The following is an 18,022-nucleotide window of genomic DNA, read 5'->3' as shown; positions in this document are numbered from 1 at the left end:
GAGGCCAGACTCGCAGTACCTGCTCAGAGGAGTTGTCTAAAGCGTTCGAGCGCGCCTGTCGTCTCGCTCGCCTCAGAGACGAGCGGGTCGTTGTCTGCGATTTCGCCGGTCGACCACTCCTCTCTGGTGTCGGCTTCGGGGTTTTGCTGGCTGTGGGGCCGACCACACGCCTGACAGCACTTGTCTCCGTCGGCCGAGTGTGACCCGTCGTGGTCCCGTCGGCGTTGTTGGCCTGCGGGCTGTTCGGGCGATGGCTGCCCGATACTGCCATCGCTTGCCGTCCTGTCCCGTGTGATGGCCGACTCGTCCAGTCCACCGTCTGGTGGTTGGCTGCCGTTTCGGTTCGACAGCCGTGCTTCGAGTGATTCTGTCTTCGAGAGCGCTCGCTGGGCCTGTGTTTCGACCTCCTCGTTGACTGCACGGACGTTGCCGACGTATCCCCGAAGTGCCTGTGTCGCCGCTTCGAGTTCGGCAACGCGCGCTTCGAGTTCCTCGTACTGCGTTTCGAGGCTGTCGAGCCGGTCGCGTGCCTGTGCCTCGGTCGCCAGTGCCGAGAGGTCGTGGTCGCCGTCGGTTACCGCCCGTTCGAGAGCGTCGACGCGTTCCGCGAGTGAGTCGTCCATACTGGGGGTGGGCTCGCTCCGGTATTTGAATGCTCGCCCGGTACCGTCTCCGAGGGGGCTGTGGGTCCCGTGAGGTAATAACGCTGGCACCCCAACACCGAGGGGACCACATGACTCAGGAGACGACGGGCAGAAACCTGTTTTCCGAGACGAACATCTCGTCCGAGCGGATCGCGTCACTGGTGGCGCGTGTCGACGCTGCAGGCGACGACGAACTCACGGTTCGAGCGCCAGCCACTGACGACGCCATCGGCAGCGTGCCAGCGTGCGACGAGGCTGATGTCGAGCGTGCTGTCGACCGCGCCCGGGCGGTACAGCCATCCTGGGCAGACCTCTCCGTCGGGCGACGCGGAGAACTGCTCGACCGGTTCGCCGGGCTGGTTCTCGACAACCAAGAGGAGCTGCTCGATATCGTCCAGCTTGAGACCGGTAAATCACGCAAGCACGCCGTCGAGGAAGTCGCGGACGTGCCGCTTAACTGTTCGTACTACGCACGCCGCGGGCCGGAGATGCTCGACAGGGACCCACGTCAGGCAGCAGTCCCGCCGGCGACGACTGCCGAGGTGAGCTACGAACCGGTCGGGGTCGTCGGCGCTATCTCACCGTGGAACTACCCGCTCACACTCTCGATGGTCGACATTATTCCGGCACTCATTGCCGGCAATACCGTCGTTCTCAAGCCCGACGAGAAGACGCCATTCATCGCTCTCGCGCTCACAGCGCTTCTGGAGCGCGCAGGCGTGCCCGAGGATGTCGTCCAGGTCGTCACCGGCCGAGGGGCCGAGGTCGGACCGCCGCTTGTCGACGGCGTCGATTACATCGCCTTCACCGGCAGCACCGAGACCGGCCGAATCATCGCCGAACAGGCCGGCCGAAACCTCATCGGCTGCTCGCTGGAACTGGGCGGGAACAACCCGCTTCTCGTCCTCGACGACGCAGACGTCGAGACAGCCGCCCGCGGCGCAGTGCAGGCCTGCTTTACCAACGCCGGCCAGCTCTGTCTGGCTGCCGAACGGGTCTACGTCCACGAGTCGCTGTACGATGACTTTCTCGATGCGTTTGTCGGGGCGACTCGCCGGCTCTCGCTCGGAACGGCGTTCACGTATGGCCCCGATATGGGGTCGCTCATCGACGCCGACCAGCTCGCCCGCGTCGACGACCACGTCTCGGCTGCCGTCGAGGACGGCGCGACGGTTCTGACGGGGGGACGCCACCGCCCCGATATCGGCCCGTTCTGTTACGAGCCGACGATTCTCACCGACGTGACACCAGACACCACCGTCGCCTGTGAGGAGACGTTCGGTCCCGTCGTGACCGTCGAATCGGTCCCGGACACAGAAACGGCGGTCGAGAAGGCAAACGATTCGGAGTACGGGCTGAACGCGAGCGTCTGGACGGGAGACCGCGACCGCGGCCGTGCGCTCCCCAGACAAATCGACTGCGGGACCGTCTGTGTCAACGACGGCTACGTCTCCGGGTGGGCCGCCATCGACGCGCCGATGGGTGGGTTCGGTGACTCCGGGCTGGGACGGCGACACGGGCGCGCCGGTATCGAGCGATTCCTGGAGTCTCGGACCGTCGCGAGTTCGCGTGTCGGCCCGCTGACCGAACCGCGTGGAGTCTCGTCGTCGTGGTACGCCCGCGGACTGCTCGGATTGGCCCGACTCCAGCGTCGCCTCTCGACTGTGCCCGTGCTCGGGCGGTGGTTCTCGTGAGCGAGCCTCGGGTGTTTCTGACCGGCTTTCCCGGCTTTCTGGGGTCGGCACTCCTCGAACGCCTGCTCGACCGAGGCGACGGACCGGTGGCCTGCCTCGTCCAGCCGCGCTATTACGGGCGCGCCGAGCAGCGCGCGGCCGAGATTGCCGACGACGCTTCGATTCGCCTCTACGAGGGAGACATCACCGAGCCAGACCTCGGCCTCGGTGATGCTGTCGACGACTTCGGGTCGGTAACGGAGGTGTACCATCTCGCCGCGGTGTACGACCTGGCTGTCGAGGCCGAGTTCGCCGAGTCGGTCAACGTCCGCGGGACCGAGCACGTCCTCGATTTCGCGGAGTCCTGTGGCGTCGACCGCTTCCAGTACGTGAGTACCTGCTACGTCAGTGGCCGCTACGACGGCGTCTTCACCGAACAGCACCTAGCGGAGGGACAGGCGTTCAACAACCACTACGAGCGGACGAAATTCGAGGCAGAACGGCTGGTCCAACAGCGCATGGACGAGGGCCTCCCGACGACGATTTACCGGCCGGCAATCGTCGTCGGCGACAGCGAAACCGGCGAGACCGGTAAGTACGACGGCCCGTACTACATCCTCCGGCTCGTGCTCGCCCAGCCGGCTGCCTGCTCGGTCCTGACGACGCTGCCAGGGTCGACAGACTGTGAACTGAACGTCGTCCCCCGTGATTTCGTCGTCGACGCGATTGCGGCCCTCAGTCGGCGTGACGACACCGTCGACGAGGTGTACCAGCTCTGTGACCCGGCTCCGCTGTCAGTTCCGGCGCTCCTCGATGCAGTCGAGGCGGCGACCGGCCACCGCGTCATCTCGCTGCCCGTCCCGAAATCTGTGACAAAGCGACTAATGGCAACACTGGCCGACCGCGGCTGGCCCGCCGAGCCAGCGACAGTCGACTATCTCGACCACCCGACCCGCTATGCGTGCCCGAACACCAGACGAGCACTCGCCGATACCGGTATCGAGTGTCCGCCCGCAGCGTCGTACGTCGACGCTCTCGTCGACTTTCTGCGCGAACATCCGGACGTTCGGTCTGAGGCGATGAGCTGACCGGCCGCAACATACAAAGCCAGCGCAGTCCTCGTCACAGCCGACGTGAGCACGGAATTTGGTTTCGAGTTGCAGGTCTGCCAGTGGGCCGAAGACCACTGGCCGCCGGGGAAATCCCGAGACAGCCCGGTCGTCGTCGCCCGCCAGCTCGGAACGAAACGACGTCGGTGGGACACGGTCGTCATCGAGTGTGACCCCGAAGGACTGGCGGCTCGCGCCAACTTCGGCTCCCAGCGGCTGGACTCGGACCTGTTACACGTGGTCAGGAACGCGCCGGCGGCGTGGGCGTGGTATCGGGAAGCGCTGCCAGACCCCGGCTATCCGTGGCGATACGTCCGCCAGGCCGTCCACCAGGCGGCCGACCGGGGACTAATCGAGCGTCGCCGCGGCGACGGCGGGCGCATCGAACTCCGCCGGAAGTGGCCCTATCCCGACTGGGTCGAGCGAATCGTCGCGGTCGAAAACAAGCCCGATCTCGATGCCAGCGCCGCTCGCAACCTCGCCCCACAACTCGAACGAGACGTGGCCCTCGGACTGGCTGATGCGGTCTGGGTGGCGACGGGCGCGACTGGAGGGGCTGTCGAACCGGTCCTGTTAGAAGACATTCCCGTCGAGTCCGGTGTTCTCACTGTCGAGCGTGACAGTCGGGGGGCTAGCGCCGTCGAGGCGACCTGGCAGCCGCGGGCGCTCGACCCGACCGAACCCGGGACGCGGATTGTCGACCGACCCGAAGGAGGCACGTTCGACGCCTCGGCCTGTCAATTCGAGGTCGCAGCCCCGGACTGGAAGGCGAGCAAGCGGCTCGAAATTGCCGAGCGCGCCTACGAGCGGGGCTGGCGGTCGTACGCCGACTCGATGCGTCCTGACTGTCGGCATTTCGTCTTCGACACCACACCGGCGGTCGCACGGCCGGCCTGTGAGGCCAAAGACTGTCACCAGACACAGCGAGAGTGTGCGGGCTCCTGTCCCGAGTTCGAGCCCGAGCCACCGGCCTGGCGACAGCGCGACTGGCCACTTGAGGGCGGCCCGGGGAGGGCAATCAAACGCCTGCTCGACCGCCAGCGCGAGCGCCAGCGACCGGGCGAGTAACTACCGCCCGAGGTCCTCGTGTGCGCTGGCGAGGTGGCGCGAGCAGAAGGCGGCAATCAGCGAGAGTTCGCCGGCGAGCGCGCCGACGGCAATCACTTCTGCGAGCGCGTCGGCGTTCGACCCGGGTGGGTCGCCGCTGCCGGCGAGTCCAAGCATCTCCAGTCCGGCCGACTGTGTGGCCAGCTTGGTCCCGCCGCCGACGGTGCCGACTTCCAGCGAGGCGAGCGAGATGCTGGCGTACAGCCCGTCCTCGCGTGCGTCCATCGTCGTGATTGCGTTCGCACCCTCGACGACCTGTGCCGCGTCCTGACCCGTAGCGAGAAACATCGCTGCCACGGTGTTTGCGGCGTGGGCGTTAAAGCCCAGACTGCCGGCTTTCGCGCTCCCGACCAGGTTCTTTCTGGTGTTGCCCTCGACTATCGCCTCGGGGGTCGTGTTGAGCGTCTCCTCGACCAGTTCGCGGTCGAGGACGACGTCTGCGGTCACGGTCCGTCCACGCCCCTCGACGGCGTTGATGGCGGCCGGCTTCTTGTCGTTACAGAGGTTGCCCGAGATGGCGACGAGTTCCGCCGGCGTCTCGGCTTCTACGACATCGGCTGCCTCGCCGGTTGCGATAGTGGCCATGTTCATCCCCATCGCGTCTTTGGTGTCGTAGGCAAAGCGGAGATAGACGTTATCGCCGACGACGTAGGGCTCGACAGCGAGCAGTTCGCCGTGGCTCGTCGTCGATTCGGCGGCCTCACGCAACCGCTCGGTGTTGTCGTCGACCCACTCGACGACGGTTTCGGCCTCTGCGACGCCCGAGACGCGGAATACTGGTGCGCGCGTCATCCCTGAATCGGTCACCCGTGCGGTCGCTCCGCCGGCGTCGTCGATGGCCGAGAGTCCGCGGTTGACGCTTGCGACCAGCGCACCCTCCGTCGTCGCCATCGGGAGGAAGTACTCGCCGTCTGCTGAGCCGCCGTCGATGGTGACGGGACCGGCGACGCCCATGGGTACCTGTGCGCCGCCGACGAGGTTCTCGACGTTTGCGTCTGTGGCCTGCCCGGCGTCGAAGGTAAACGCTCCGAGAGCGTCGAGGTCGGCATCAGTCTCCGTGGCGAGAAAACGCCGTCGCGCCTCGGCAGCCGTCTCGGCGTCTGCGTGGTCGTCCAGTTCGTGGAGCCGTAGCTCACCCGACCGGAGTCGGTCGGCGAGGGTCGCTGAGTCGGTCATAGCTGATATCTCGGCGGGCCTGACCGTAAGCGCTCCGGATGGGAATCGGACGACGGGGTTTCGGTCCCGTTCCATCGGCCGTATTCGCGCTCTGTGGGGCTGTCATCCCGGGGTTTAAGTCCGAGCCAGCCACCAGTATCACCGTGGACCCGTCGCGTATCTTCGAGGAGTTTCCGGCGCCGAGCTACCGCGGCGCGCAGCAACAGGCGCTTGCAGACATTCAGGATGCGCTGGCGGCCGACAACGATGTGGTCCTCGTCAGGGCACCGACCGGCAGCGGCAAGTCCCTACTCGCCCGTGCCGTCGCTGGCTGTGCGGCGACGCCCGCCGAGGTCGGCCCAGAGGAGCCGATTGGTGCCTACTACACGACGCCACAGGTTTCACAGCTTGATGACGTGGCGAGCGACTCGTTGCTCGAGGACTTGAACGTGATTCGAGGCAAGAACAACTACAGCTGTATCCTCCCCGGGGAGACGGACACACCGGTCAATCGCGCCCCCTGTGTCCGCGAACGCGAGTTCGACTGCCAGGTCAAACACCGTTGTCCGTACTTCTCGGACCGCGCTATCGCCGCGAACCGCTCTATTGCCGCGATGACACTCGCGTATTTCATGCAGACCGCTGGCTCGGACGTGTTCGGGATGCGCGATGTCGTCGTCATCGACGAGGCGCACGGACTCGGCGACTGGGCCGAGATGTACGCGGCTATCGACCTGGGTCCCGAGACGGTGCCGCCCTGGAGCGACGTGAAACCCGGCACGATCGACGACCTCGACGATGCTGTCGATTACGCGCAGTATCTGACGACTATCTGTACCCGTGGCCTCGAGTCGCTCCGTGGCAACGCCGAGCTAACGCCCGAGCAAGTCGCAAAGCGCGACCGCCTGACAGAGCTTCGCTCGGAGCTGTCGTGGTTCATCGAGGAGTACGAAGACCCCGAGAGTTCGACGACGTGGGTCGTCGACCAGCCCGACGGCGACGGCACGCGGGTAACGGTCAAGCCGATGAACCCCGAGCGTTATCTCAAACACACTGTCTGGGACCGGGGGCGGACGTTCGTCTTGCTGTCGGCGACGATACTCAGCAAGGAAGCCTTCTGTGCGGGTGTCGGTCTCGACCCCGCAAACGTCGCGCTGGTCGACGTTCCACACACGTTCCCGGTCGAGAACCGACCGCTGTACGACGTGACACAGGGGAAGATGACCTACGAGAAACGAGACGAGACGCTCCCGGCGATGGCTCGCATACTCCTTCGAGTTATGCAGCGCCACGCCGACGAGAAGGGGCTTGTCCACTGTCACTCGTATGCGATACAGGAGCGCCTGGAGGGACTTCTCTCTGAGTTCGGCGTCGGCTCCCGGATTCGAAGTCACGATAAAGACGACCGTGACGGCCAGCTGGCGGCCTGGAAGCGCAGCGACGACCCCGCGGTCTTTCTCTCGGTGAAGATGGAGGAAGCCCTCGACCTGGAGGGCGAGCTCTGTCGCTGGCAACTCCTGTGTAAAGCGCCGTATCCGAACACGCGAGACTCTCGTGTTGCTCGTCGGCTCGAAGACGGGCAGTGGGGCTGGTACTACCGGACTGCACTCCGGACCGTCATCCAGGCCTGTGGCCGAGTCGTCCGCTCGCCCGACGACTTCGGCGCGACGTATCTCGGTGATTCGTCGCTGCTCGATCTCTTCGAGCGCGCCCGAACCGACATGCCCGACTGGTTTGCCGAGCAAGTCGACCGGATGGAGCGCCCCGACCTCCCTGCATTCTCTCCCGACCGGGCGGTCGGCGACACCGAAAGCCGGCAGTCGTTCCCGCACCACCACTCCCGGTCGACGAGTGACAGAACACAGGACCACCCGCTGTCCGATGTCTGGGGCGAGTAGCGCGCTACCGAATCTTTTGTGTTCCTATCTCGGCGTGGTCCAATGCGTGACACGTCGCTATCTCCCTGTACTGTCAGCATAACCGCAACATCAGTCTCAGTCGTCTGGCCGGTACAGTTCCCCGTCTCGTTCCTCTAACAGCCCGCGGTCGACCGCCAGGTCGATGACCTGTGCACACTCCGATTCGGCGAGGTCGTAGGCGTTGGCCGCTACGACCTCGATTTCGGTTCTGTCGACCGGGAAGTTACGATTCTGTAACATTCGCATCACCCTGTTGTACTCCAGTGCGGATATCGTCGTCTCTGCGGGAGTGTCGTGTTCTTTGCCGGCACGATTTCCACCGTTTTTGCCGGTCTCGGACGCTGGCTCCCCGGTCCCCGGCTGACTATCGGTCGACTCCTCGGGCGGCGTCTCGGCCGACTCCCGGGGCGCAGGACTGTCGGTCGGTCCGTCTGCCGTGTCGTCGCTTGCTGGTTCGTTGTCCGTCTCGACTGAGTCTCCGGCCAGCGGGTCGTCGTCGGTCACCTCGCCCGTTTCGGCTGCAGTCGGGTTATCCTCGGGAGAGTCATCGCCCATCTCTGTCCCGAGTGAGTCGTCTGCTTCTTCTTTGAGCGACTCTTCCTCTGCGAACAGTTCCTCGCCTTCTAGTGGGTCGTCGAGGTCAGCACCGTTATCCAGCTCTGGTTCGAGCGTCTCCTCGGCCAGCGCGTCGTCGCTCGAGTCTTCAAAATCGAACATCTCGTCACCGTCGGCAGTCCCTGGCTCGGACCCGGCCGACTGCTCCTCGACACCGTCGACTGCATCGTCTGTACCGACAGGCTCGGTCGCTTGGGCGCTGACAGCCTCCGCTGTGTCTTCGGTTTCGTCGACCGTCTCCTCGACAGTCGTCTCTGCCACGACCGTCTCCTCTTCGATAGTCGTCTCCGCCCCGCTCGGGGTCTCGTTGCCCCCCGGTGTCTCCTCGTCAAGCGAGGAGAGGTCGTCTTCGAACGGTGTCTCGTCGGTCTCAGTCTCTTTGCCGTTGGCTTGTTCTGTTGGATTGTCGCTGCCAGATACGTCGTCCTCGGCTGCCGAACCCGTTTCAGGGGCGGTCGCTGGCGTCGGTGGCACGGCCCCGGCCGCCGCTATGACGGTTTCGAGTTTCTCTCTGCAAGTGCGACAGAGCGACACGGTTGTCGTGCCGTCCGCGAGTTCGTACGTCTGTACCGGCGTCTCCAGCCCGTCTCCACAGAAGTAACACGACGATAGATGTGTCATACCCTAAAGAGCGCGTCGTCACAGTAAAAACCCAGCGCCAGGTCACAGTGGGTACCGCGAGCCGTTACCGAAAGGTCACCCTCAAACCGGCGTTACGAGCCGCGTCACTGTGCATCTGTCACTAGAACACGAAAGCAATCGCAGGTCTCAGCCGTCAGCGTGTGCGAACACGAACGCGCGGAGGAGTTTCGCAGCCAGCGTCGCCGCCTGGCCGTCGTCGCGGTCGTTCACCTCCACCGTGTCGAACCCAACACAGTGGGGTGCAACTGTCCTGACGACCCGGTGCATCGTCTGCGGGTCGAGCCCGAACGGTTCGGGAGTTCCAGTTCCGGGCGCGAACCCGGGGTCTGCTGCGTCGATATCGACGCTCAGGTAGGCGTCTTCGCTGTCGAACGATGGCTCCCACGAGGGTACGTCTTCGGGCGGGACGACCGTCACCCGCTCGTCGCGCTCGGCCCGCTCCCAGCCGGCTTTGCCCCCGGCGCGCGCGCCGAGCAGGACGACCCTGTCGACGATATCGAGGGCGTGGTGGGTGACTGTCGCGTGGCTGAGTGGATTCCCGTTGTAGGACTCCCGGAGGTCGAGATGGGCGTCGAGACAGACGTACACGTCCGGTTCGATACCCCGCAGTGCCCCGACAGTGACGGTATGCTCGCCGCCGACCAGCAGCGGGACTGTGCCGTCTTGGCGGTAATCCCAGACCGTTCCCCGGAGAAAGTCGAGAAATTCGGCGGCATCGTCGCCCGGCCGAATCGGGCCGTGGTCGTAGACGTTCAAGTCGGTAAACTGCTGGCCGGTGTGTTGGTCGTAATCGGAAAATGCCTCTGCAACGTGTTCGAGCAGCCGAGGACCAAATCGCGTCCCCGGCTGGAACGTCGTCGATACGTCGAGGGGTGCACCGACGACAGCGTACTCTGCGTCTGTCCTGTCCGTGACCGCACCGGGAAACATCAGACGATTTTTCGCTGGTCCTCGTGTTCGAGGAACTCGATTTCGTCGTCGGGTGCGAGGTCCTCGGTGTCTTCGGCCCGCATCACGAAGTTATCGTACGTTTCGAGGTCCATCACCTGAATCTCTCCGTCGCGCACGTCGAGGACCTGACCCTGCTTGCGGTTGATGATTGGCACCCAGATTTTCGCGTCGACCGGCTGGGAGAGCGACCGCTTCTGCCCGTCGTAGACTCCAGTTGCCTCGATACGCGCCTTTGCACTGCCGTGCTTTCCGGGTTTTGCGGTACTGTAGCCCGTTATCTTACACGGCACGTCCTCGATCATGACGTAACTTCCCTCGTCCAGTTCTCGCACTTCTGTCTGCTGTTTTGCCATGTGGCGGGATTATCTACCTGCAACTATAAACGGTTTGGAATGGAGTCGGGGGTTACTCCTCTGTCCCGTCCAGAATCGGCGAGTCGACGCTCTCGGACTCTGTCGAAGGCACGCCCAGGCTCGCCGGCCCCATGGCGTCCTCGTCGCGTTCCTCTTCGCGCTGGCGCATCCGCTGGCGCGTGAACTGCGGCTTGCCACGCAGGGTCCGCGATTTCGTGAACGACCGGTACAGCACCACCCCGACAGCGAGCGTGACTGCGCCGAACCCGCCACTCAACAGGAACGCCTCGGCGACATACAGCAAGGTGCCCGAGACGACCGTCGCTGTCATCAACAGCCCGAGGACGATTCGCTTTGCGAGCAGATCGAAGTAGTTCCGGTCGTCGTCGAGTTCGGCCGTGACCCGGACGCTATCGCGTTCGATACGGTCGAGCGCCGACTCCAGTTTTGGCGGGATGCGGACGGCGGCGGTTGTCGACTCGCGGAGCTGTTCGCCCTGGTCACTGATGTACTCGCGCACACCCTCCTCGATGTAGCCCTGCTCGCCGAGGTACGTCGTCGCGACAGAGATGAAATCGAACTCGGGGTCGAGTGTCACACAGACTCCCTCGACGACGGTCGCCACCCGTAAGACGAGCGCCAGGTTCGGCGGTAGGCGAAGCGGGAACTCGTAAATCGTGTCTTCGAGTTGCTGGACGATTTGCTGGACGCGATACTGCTCGACCTCTTCGCCGCTTGCGTCCTGGATGGCGATTTCAGCTACCTCGGCCATCAGCTGACGGTCGGCCTCCGGCGAGAGCGTCCCGATTTCGATAAGCGAATCGAGGATAGCGTCGATGTCTCGGCGGGCGACCGCGCCGTAGAAGTCGACGATGCGGTCCTGGACGAATGGGTCGACGTAGCCGCTCATGCCGAAGTCATAGAACACGAGGGTCCCGTCGTCTGCGACGGCGAGATTCCCCGGATGGGGGTCGGCGTGGAAGACGCCGTCGTCGATTATCATCTGCAGATAGGTCCGCTGGAGCCGCTCTGCCAGCTCCGAGCGGTCCAGACCTTTGTCGTCGAGCTGGTCGAGGTCAGAGATTTTCGTCCCGTTGACGTACTCCATCGTGAGCACGCGACCAGTCGAGTGGCTCTCGATAGTATCTGGGATGCGGACGTTCTCGTCGTCGCTGAAGTTTTCCCGAATCTCGGTCAGCATCTCGGCCTCGCGCTCGTAGTCCATCTCCTCGCGAATCGTTTTGGCGAACTCGTCGGCGAGCGTCTCTAAGGAGAACGACCGCGCCTCGTCAACAAAACGCATCAACAGCGGCAACGACCAGCGGATGACCCTGAGGTCTGCCTCGACTAGCTCCTCGACATCGGGGCGGCGGACCTTCACTGCGACCGGCTCGTCGTCGAGTCGAGCGACGTACACCTGTCCGAGACTCGCCCCGCTTATTGACTCGGTGTCGAACTCGTCGAACTGTTCGTCGACTGGCCCGAGTTCCGCCTCGATGACGCGTTCTGCCTCCGCCCAGTCGGCCGGCGGAACGTCGTCTTGCAGGCGGGAGAACTCGGACAGATACTCCGGGGGCAGGATATCAGGCCGGGTCGAGAGCAACTGGCCGAGCTTGATAAACGTCGGCCCCAGGGTGATTAGCGAGTCGAGCAGCTTCGTCGCGCGCTTGCGTCGCTGCTCTGCGCTCACACTCCGTGACTTGCCAAACAGCAGGAACCGCCGGCGGTCTCGGGCGTACGCGACGAGTAGCGGCAGGAACTGCCACGCAACGACCACGAACCGCCGGTAGGCTCGGAGGTTCACCGACACCACACCTCGCTATTCGGTCACGGGAATGGTCGTCTTGGTTGACGCTGCCTGTTTGGGCAGTTTGAGTTCGAGCACGCCACCGCCGATCGACGCCTCGGCGTCGCGCCCGGTCGCGTCCATCGGGACGGGTAGTTCGAAGGAGAGTTCGTCCTCACGCCCATCGACGACGCGCTCGAACCCTTCGGGGGCCATCCGGTCACGGCTGGCTGTGACTTCGAGGAGCCCGCGCTCGACGGACAACTCGACTGAGTCCGGCGTCGTGCCGGGCAAATCGAGCACCAGCAAGTACGCGTCGTCGCTCTCCAGTACGTCGCCGAAAACGGCGTCCGGGAGCTCCCGTAACGCCTCGCGGAGCGCTGACATATTTGACAGTTAGGACCCGGGAGCGAAAAACCCCCCGGTGTCGATTACGCGCTCGCGAGCTCGGCGAGTGAGGCGACGCGCCGGTCGGCCCCCATCGACGAGAATTCGCCGCCGTCTCGAAGGCTCGGCGCGAGCCGGTCATAGGCGCGCCGACGGACGTGCACTGCCTCCAGGCCAGCATTCCGTGCAGCGCCGATGTCCTGCGGGTCGTCGCCGACCAAGACACCGTCCTGCCCGGCCCCGACCCCGAGGTCGTCCATTGCCTTTCTGACCGGCTGTGGGTCGGGCTTCCAGCCCGTTTCGTCGGTACAGCAGACGACGGTGTCGAACCAGTCGCCGATATCCAGCGCCGACAGCACCGGCTCGGTGAGGTGTGACTGGCAATGTGTCACGATTCCGACCGGCCCGGAGAGAGACGGAACCAGCGTCGACGCGTCGTCGTAGAGATAGGTCGCCTCCGTGCGTCGGTCCGGGTCTTCGACCTCGTGGAACACGTTCCAGAACCGCTCCGGCGAGACGCCCTTCTCGGCGAGCAGGTCGTTTCGCGCCTCGCCGATACCGTACCAGACCAGCTCCGACTCGCGGTCGGTGAAGGTAACGTCGAGCCGCGTTCCAATCGTGTCGAATACCTCGTAAATGTACGGCTGCTCGATGTCGACGAGCGTTCCGTCCAGGTCGAGCAGCCAGAAGTCGTAGCCGGCACGGGTCATCGGGCTTCGTCTGTAGGTGACGGAGAAAATAAGTACCTTGTGTCTGCTCGGTCCACTATTCCGCCCACTGACGCGTCTCAAACCGCCGTCGGGTCGACTTTTTGGCTAACGTAGACCAGACTCGACAGCAGTAACACGACGCTTGCTGGGAGTAGCCAGCTGTACACCGTGAGAAGGACACCACCCATCTGGATGCCGAGCGCGATAGCGACGACAGGCCCACAGCAGGCACCGCCGGCGAGCAGCGCGGGCAATGAGGCGAGGACGCCGCTTCCGGCACCGATACCGCAGGCCGCGGGCTGGGTGACCGCCAGATAGGTCACGGCGAGGTTCACGCCGACGAGGGTAGCAATCCCGAGCCCCAGTGCCGTGTTGAGCGGGGAGAAAACCCACGTTATGACGCCGAGTTCGATGAAGGCGATAGCCTCGTAACTGAACTGTCCCGGGCCGGGCTCGAACATCCGCGCCAGCGGGTCCGCAACCGGCATGCTGTAGCTGAATCCGGCCGAGGTGTCGATAGCGATGTCGGTGATTGCGTACAGGTACGTACCGAGATACACGACTGTGACGACTGCAAAGACCACCCGAGAGTCTCGTCGCCTGAACAGACCGAACGAGACACGCCCCACGTTTCGAAGTTGGCGTCTGGCCGCTGCCGGAATCGCCCTGAGGCGCGCTCGTGTGGGCGTGTTTCCCGACATCAAGCGACGACCTCCGTCTCCGGGTAGAATCCGTACCACGAGAACCAGAACACGTCGAAGGCGTTGACCGATTCCAGTGGTAACTCGTCGGCGGCGTGTACAGCACCGTCTGGCCCCTCGTAGCCGTCCGTGACCGCTGTTACTGACGCCTCCTCGGTGTTGCGATAGACCCACGCCGAATCGAGCGCCTCGTGATGGGCCGCGAGATACGGGGTTTCCCCGACCGTCGTTTCGAGCAGACGTTCTTGCCGGAGCGTATCCTTATTGAACGCGACCTTTCCGTCGATTGTTCGTGCGCCGAGAAACACCTCCTTGGCGTGGAACTCGTCGCTCTCGTGGCGCGGTCCAAACAGCGTTCCATCCTGCTCGTAGTAGCCGCCACGGGGGTTGTACGCACCGTACGGGTCTGAGCCGTAGCGCCGGACCGAACCCGTATCCTCGGTCAGTACGTTCGTCTCTGGATGTGTGTCTCGCCAGCGCTCCCAGGTGGTCCAGGTCACCCGCACTTCCGATAGCTTCTGGCCCTGAAGTTCGCCGTCCGGGTTGACGGGGTGAATCTGTGGCCACCACGAGTCAGTCGCCCTGTCGTACATGATGAGGTTGCTGTTGACCAGTCGGCCCGACACGCCGAACTCGACGTCGCCGCGCTCGAAACCCAGCGCGCTACCGGTCAGCGGACAGTAGGTCACGGCGAGGTTCTCTCCGTCGAACGTGTCGTTGACGATCTCGTGGAAGACGAGAATGTACTGTGGATATGCCTTCGTCACGCCGTTGTATGTGACACCGAACACCGGGTCAGCCGGGTCTATATTCTCGTCACCCCATGCCGCGTCGTCGAAGCTCGGCTCGTCGATCGACGGAATCCCGTCTTTGGGCGGCCCGCCGCTGACTGCGTCCGCTGACAGCGCCGGCAACTCATACGAGAGTGACACTGCAGACTCGCTCAGCGGCATCGCCACGTCTCCTGGCCCAGTCGACGACTGCTCGCCGCCGCCGTCTTGTGCGTTGTTCCCGGCCGAGGTGGGTGGCTCCTCTCCGTGGGTGGGAGTCGACGCCTCGCTTCCGGACGCGCCGTCCTCGCCGGCCGACTCACTCCCGCCGGAGAGTCCGTCGGTACATCCTGCAAGTGCGGCGGCGCCTGCTACCGCCAGAAAAGCCCGTCGAGACTTCGTTCGCATACGTTGCTATTGACTGTCACGACGATTAAACCACACCCGGTCGTGTGTCACCGTGACACGACCGACTCACTCGTAGATGTCGTCGAATCGCTCGGCCAGTTCGATGTCGTTGGCCGTGATACCGCCGGCGTCGTGGGTCGTCAAACGGACCTCAACTTCACCGTAGGTGAGTGTTATCTCCGGGTGGTGCCAGGCGTCTTCGGCGACGCCGCCCGCACCAGCCGCAAAGCCGACCCCGTCGAGATACGAATCGAACTGGTAGGTTCTGACGATTTCCTCGCCCTCGCGGTCCCACTCCTCGGGGAGCTGTACGTCGATTTCATCGTCTGAAAGCAGGTCTGCCATTCCACCAACTACCAAGGGCAGCCACCCTCAAAACAGTTCGGCTCCGTTTAATCGTCGGCTTCGAGGCCGGTCAGCAGTTGCTGTTTGACTCCCTCGGGAATCTCCTCGAAATCCATCTCCTCGACGAACGCGGGAGGTCCGTCTTCGAGGTTCGGGTCGAACAGTTGCAGGGCTGTGTGTATCGTCGACCAGTCGTCGTCTTCTGCAGCGTCTCGGAGGCTGTTGGTCGGCGCAGCGAGCAGTTGATTGACGATGGCGTCGGCCATCGCTTCGACGACGGCCTGTTGCTCGGCGTCGAAGTCGGCTTCCCTGAACGCGGTTTCGAGCTCGTTTGCCTTGATGCGTTCTGCACTCTCGTACATTGTGGAGATGACTGTATCGGCTCGTTTGCGCTTGTACTGGGTCAGCAGACGGTCGAACTCCTCGTCGATGATGTCTTCGACACGAGTGGCAGCCTCGTGGCGCATCTGTCTGGTCTTTTCGGTGACCGTCTCCAGCTTGTCGAGGTCGTACACCCGGAGGTGCTCCATCTCGTCGGCGGCCGGCGGGATATCCCGTGGTCGCGTAATATCGACCACGAACGTCTCTTCGAGGCCGCGACAGGCCGCTGGCTCTAGCACCCAGTCCGTGCTGCCGGTCGCCGAGATGACGATATCACAGGGCGCAAGCGTCGTCGGGAGGTCGTCGAGACCGGCCACGTCGACGGTCGTTTCGGCCGCTTCCAGCGAGTCGGCCAGGTGCTCGGCGCGTTCGACGGTGCGGTTGGCGAGCACCAGTCGGTCGACCGCTCCATCGAGATGTTCTGCAGCGAGTGACCCCATCTCGCCGGCGCCGACGACCGCCGCTGTCGTATCTGCCAGTCCGTGTGTCTCCTCGGCGAGTTTGACCGCGGCACTGGCAACCGAGACGACGCCGTCGTTGATTGCCGTCTCTGTGCGTGCACGCTCGCCGACCCGGAGCGCTTTGCTGACGGCGTCGTCGAGTACCGGACCGATGGCGTTCTCGGCCCGCGCAGTCTCGTACGCCTCCCGGACCTGTCCGAGAATCTGGTCTTCGCCGACCACGAGCGACTCCAAGCCGGCGGCGACACGGAACAGGTGACGGATACTCTCCTCGTGTCCCATCTCACGGGCTTTTGTCGTGGTGCGAAACGAGTCGAGTGCCTCTTGACCGACCTGCTCGTCCGCGGCGACGACGTAAGCCTCCACCCGGTTGCAGGTCTGGAGGACGAGCGCCTCGTCGACACCCGGCTCGGCCAGCAGCGCCTCGACCGTGGCAGCGTCACTCTCGATGGTCGCCGCCTCGAGTTGCTCCAGTGATGCCTCGCGGTGTGACACGCTCGACCCGACGATGAGCCCTCGCCCTGTCACGGCCTGTCACCTGATTGAGCTTCGACCACAGTTACTTTTCGGTGGTTCCATCTCCTGCTATCTAAAGCCTTCCAAACGCGGCGAAACAGACTGCGCGTGCACGCCATCTCAGTCACTACTCGCGTCTCAGGATTGCGTCGGTTTAAAAATCTCGCGTCCTCCCAGCAGGTGAAAACGCCTCCCGTCACAGCCCGACGGCGTCTGCCGGGTCGTCTGGCTCTCCGTGGACGTATGTTACCTCAAACGAGCGCTCGCGAAGCGTCGCGAGCAGTCCCTCGGCGTCGATACTCGCCTCGAAATAGAAGACGATGTCGAACGAGCCGTCCCGATAGAGTTGCTGACACTCCCAGACGAACGTCTCGTCGTCGAGTGTCAACCCCTGGTGTTGGTTCGATGCGAACTCCGAGTCGTCGGTTCCCGAGTAGACGAACGTCTCGGCCGGGTCGTAGCCGGCGTGGTCGGCGATAACGTCGCCAATTTCGACTGTCTGCTGGTGCATCTCTGGCTCCTCTTCGTTTGCCAGTGCTGTCGAAACGACCAGCCCGTCGAGTTCGATGTCACCGGGCTGTAACAGTTCCCACGCTCGTCGTGTGAGATTCGAGTCCAGTGTTTTGTCCATACCTGAATCTACGCGCCGCTGTGGAAAGGGGTCACGATTTGAGAAAGCAGGAGAGTATAAGCTACTGCAAGGCAGCAGCTAACTACACCTGCGGTGGTTCTGGATAACCAGAGCGATACCGCTGGTCGCGTTTACAGGCGCTCGAGGTTCTTCGCCCGGGGGCCCTTGTCGGCCTCGACAATCTCGAATTCGACTTCCTGACCTTCTTCGAGGTCAGGGCCGCCGACGTCTTCCATGTGGAAGAACACGTCTTCGTCCGCATCTTCTGTGTCGATGAAACCGTAGCCGCCAGTGTCGTTGAAGAAATCAACCGTACCTTCTGCCATTGCAACTGTTCTGACGTGGTGGATGTATTAAAAGGCTGTGGTCCGGTAGAACCTGCTTGCGCCCGTCTCGCGGTGTCTTAACACAAAACTCCATCTGTCTTTAGCTAAGCGAAAAACAACGAGACAGCAGCGGCTTATCGAGGCGTCTTTTTGAGAGGAATGAGGAGGAAAGGCTGTGCACACCAAAACCTCCTCATCGAGAATAATGCGTCGACTCACTACGCTTTTTCCATCTGATCTGCTCGAAGAGCACGCCGAGGAACTCGGCGTGGTCGAGCGGGATGGGAAACTGCAGATGCCTGCCTTTGTATGGTCATTCGTGTTCGGCTTCGCCGCAGGCGAGAGCCGAACACTGGCTGGCTTTCGGCGTAGCTACAACAACACAGCGGACAAGACACTCTCTCCTGGCGGGTTCTATCAGCGATTGACGCC

The 18,022-nt window shown here is 63.6% G+C and carries 18 protein-coding genes and 1 pseudogene; 5 read left to right on the top strand and 14 right to left on the bottom strand.

Annotated elements, in window-relative coordinates; all coding sequences use genetic code 11:
- Positions 1-23: 23 nt before the first annotated feature.
- On the bottom strand, positions 24-623 hold the full coding sequence (locus BLR34_RS14400; protein WP_092704273.1) for a DUF7310 family coiled-coil domain-containing protein: 600 nt from the start codon (positions 621-623) through the stop codon (positions 24-26).
- 110 nt (positions 624-733) lie between these two features.
- On the opposite strand from BLR34_RS14400, the gene BLR34_RS14395 reads away from it, so the two are divergent.
- From BLR34_RS14395 to BLR34_RS14385, 3 genes are read left to right on the top strand one after another with little or no spacing between them, the layout of a single operon-like run.
- Positions 734-2,338, top strand: a complete 1,605-nt coding sequence (locus BLR34_RS14395) for a succinic semialdehyde dehydrogenase (RefSeq protein WP_092704271.1) — start codon at positions 734-736, stop codon at positions 2,336-2,338.
- Positions 2,326-3,405: an SDR family oxidoreductase gene (locus tag BLR34_RS14390; RefSeq protein WP_092704269.1), complete on the top strand. Its 1,080-nt coding sequence runs from the start codon at positions 2,326-2,328 to the stop codon at positions 3,403-3,405. The genes BLR34_RS14395 and BLR34_RS14390 overlap by 13 nt, the downstream gene beginning before the upstream one ends.
- A 45-nt stretch (positions 3,406-3,450) precedes the next feature.
- Positions 3,451-4,494, top strand: coding sequence for a DUF5787 family protein (locus tag BLR34_RS14385; RefSeq protein WP_092704267.1), 1,044 nt, complete (start codon positions 3,451-3,453; stop codon positions 4,492-4,494).
- Here BLR34_RS14385 and hmgA read toward each other — a convergent pair whose 3' ends face one another.
- On the bottom strand, positions 4,495-5,709 hold the full coding sequence (hmgA, locus tag BLR34_RS14380; RefSeq protein ID WP_092704265.1) for a hydroxymethylglutaryl-CoA reductase (NADPH): 1,215 nt from the start codon (positions 5,707-5,709) through the stop codon (positions 4,495-4,497).
- Between the two features lie 143 nt (positions 5,710-5,852).
- On the opposite strand from hmgA, the gene BLR34_RS14375 reads away from it, so the two are divergent.
- Complete coding sequence (locus BLR34_RS14375) at positions 5,853-7,586, top strand: helicase C-terminal domain-containing protein (RefSeq protein WP_092704263.1); 1,734 nt, start codon at positions 5,853-5,855, stop codon at positions 7,584-7,586.
- 96 nt (positions 7,587-7,682) lie between these two features.
- On the opposite strand, the gene BLR34_RS14370 is transcribed toward BLR34_RS14375, so the two are convergent.
- From BLR34_RS14370 to BLR34_RS14315, 12 genes are all read right to left on the bottom strand, one after another.
- Positions 7,683-8,843 (bottom strand): midas domain-containing protein, encoded by a 1,161-nt coding sequence (locus tag BLR34_RS14370; RefSeq protein ID WP_092704261.1) that lies wholly within the window; start codon positions 8,841-8,843, stop codon positions 7,683-7,685.
- 147 nt (positions 8,844-8,990) lie between these two features.
- Entirely contained in the window at positions 8,991-9,794 is an 804-nt protein-coding gene (locus BLR34_RS14365) for an arginase family protein (protein WP_092704259.1), read from the bottom strand.
- Complete coding sequence (locus BLR34_RS14360; protein WP_092704257.1) at positions 9,794-10,168, bottom strand: translation initiation factor IF-5A; 375 nt, start codon at positions 10,166-10,168, stop codon at positions 9,794-9,796. The genes BLR34_RS14365 and BLR34_RS14360 overlap by 1 nt, the downstream gene beginning before the upstream one ends.
- A 52-nt stretch (positions 10,169-10,220) precedes the next feature.
- Entirely contained in the window at positions 10,221-11,972 is a 1,752-nt protein-coding gene (locus BLR34_RS14355) for an ABC1 kinase family protein (protein ID WP_092704362.1), read from the bottom strand.
- Between the two features lie 15 nt (positions 11,973-11,987).
- Positions 11,988-12,341 (bottom strand): Hsp20/alpha crystallin family protein, encoded by a 354-nt coding sequence (locus BLR34_RS14350; protein ID WP_092704255.1) that lies wholly within the window; start codon positions 12,339-12,341, stop codon positions 11,988-11,990.
- A gap of 44 nt (positions 12,342-12,385) precedes the next feature.
- Complete coding sequence (locus BLR34_RS14345) at positions 12,386-13,051, bottom strand: HAD family hydrolase (RefSeq protein WP_092704253.1); 666 nt, start codon at positions 13,049-13,051, stop codon at positions 12,386-12,388.
- A 77-nt stretch (positions 13,052-13,128) separates the two neighbouring features.
- On the bottom strand, positions 13,129-13,752 hold the full coding sequence (locus tag BLR34_RS14340; RefSeq protein ID WP_245683232.1) for a hypothetical protein: 624 nt from the start codon (positions 13,750-13,752) through the stop codon (positions 13,129-13,131).
- Entirely contained in the window at positions 13,752-14,930 is a 1,179-nt protein-coding gene (locus BLR34_RS14335; RefSeq protein WP_092704251.1) for a DUF3179 domain-containing protein, read from the bottom strand. The genes BLR34_RS14340 and BLR34_RS14335 overlap by 1 nt, the downstream gene beginning before the upstream one ends.
- Positions 14,931-14,996: 66 nt before the next feature.
- Positions 14,997-15,275, bottom strand: coding sequence for a 4a-hydroxytetrahydrobiopterin dehydratase (locus BLR34_RS14330; RefSeq protein ID WP_092704249.1), 279 nt, complete (start codon positions 15,273-15,275; stop codon positions 14,997-14,999).
- Between the two features lie 47 nt (positions 15,276-15,322).
- Positions 15,323-16,645, bottom strand: a complete 1,323-nt coding sequence (gene hemA / locus BLR34_RS14325) for a glutamyl-tRNA reductase (protein ID WP_245683231.1) — start codon at positions 16,643-16,645, stop codon at positions 15,323-15,325.
- Positions 16,646-16,829: 184 nt separating this feature from the next.
- Positions 16,830-17,264, bottom strand: coding sequence for a DUF5778 family protein (locus BLR34_RS14320; protein WP_092704247.1), 435 nt, complete (start codon positions 17,262-17,264; stop codon positions 16,830-16,832).
- A gap of 131 nt (positions 17,265-17,395) precedes the next feature.
- Entirely contained in the window at positions 17,396-17,590 is a 195-nt protein-coding gene (locus BLR34_RS14315; RefSeq protein WP_092704245.1) for a cold-shock protein, read from the bottom strand.
- A gap of 205 nt (positions 17,591-17,795) precedes the next feature.
- On the opposite strand from BLR34_RS14315, the pseudogene BLR34_RS14310 reads away from it, so the two are divergent.
- Positions 17,796-18,022: pseudogene (locus tag BLR34_RS14310) on the top strand (IS4 family transposase); the annotation flags it as partial.

Origin of the sequence: Halovenus aranensis (assembly GCF_900100385.1) — an archaeon.
GTDB classification, from domain to species: Archaea; Halobacteriota; Halobacteria; order Halobacteriales; family Haloarculaceae; genus Halovenus; species Halovenus aranensis.
The sequence above is the reverse complement of the archived record's forward strand: the minus strand, read 5'-3'. Positions and strand labels throughout refer to the sequence as shown.

Coding starts and splice junctions, on each gene's coding strand:
- BLR34_RS14400 (WP_092704273.1), bottom strand. CDS start 623: ATGGACGACTCACTCGCGGAACGCGTCGACGCTCTCGAACGGGCGGTA.
- BLR34_RS14395 (WP_092704271.1), top strand. CDS start 734: ATGACTCAGGAGACGACGGGCAGAAACCTGTTTTCCGAGACGAACATC.
- hmgA (WP_092704265.1), bottom strand. CDS start 5,709: ATGACCGACTCAGCGACCCTCGCCGACCGACTCCGGTCGGGTGAGCTA.
- BLR34_RS14370 (WP_092704261.1), bottom strand. CDS start 8,843: ATGACACATCTATCGTCGTGTTACTTCTGTGGAGACGGGCTGGAGACG.
- BLR34_RS14365 (WP_092704259.1), bottom strand. CDS start 9,794: ATGTTTCCCGGTGCGGTCACGGACAGGACAGACGCAGAGTACGCTGTC.
- BLR34_RS14360 (WP_092704257.1), bottom strand. CDS start 10,168: ATGGCAAAACAGCAGACAGAAGTGCGAGAACTGGACGAGGGAAGTTAC.
- BLR34_RS14350 (WP_092704255.1), bottom strand. CDS start 12,341: ATGTCAGCGCTCCGCGAGGCGTTACGGGAGCTCCCGGACGCCGTTTTC.
- BLR34_RS14345 (WP_092704253.1), bottom strand. CDS start 13,051: ATGACCCGTGCCGGCTACGACTTCTGGCTGCTCGACCTGGACGGAACG.
- BLR34_RS14340 (WP_245683232.1), bottom strand. CDS start 13,752: ATGTCGGGAAACACGCCCACACGAGCGCGCCTCAGGGCGATTCCGGCA.
- BLR34_RS14335 (WP_092704251.1), bottom strand. CDS start 14,930: ATGCGAACGAAGTCTCGACGGGCTTTTCTGGCGGTAGCAGGCGCCGCC.
- BLR34_RS14330 (WP_092704249.1), bottom strand. CDS start 15,275: ATGGCAGACCTGCTTTCAGACGATGAAATCGACGTACAGCTCCCCGAG.
- BLR34_RS14320 (WP_092704247.1), bottom strand. CDS start 17,264: ATGGACAAAACACTGGACTCGAATCTCACACGACGAGCGTGGGAACTG.
- BLR34_RS14315 (WP_092704245.1), bottom strand. CDS start 17,590: ATGGCAGAAGGTACGGTTGATTTCTTCAACGACACTGGCGGCTACGGT.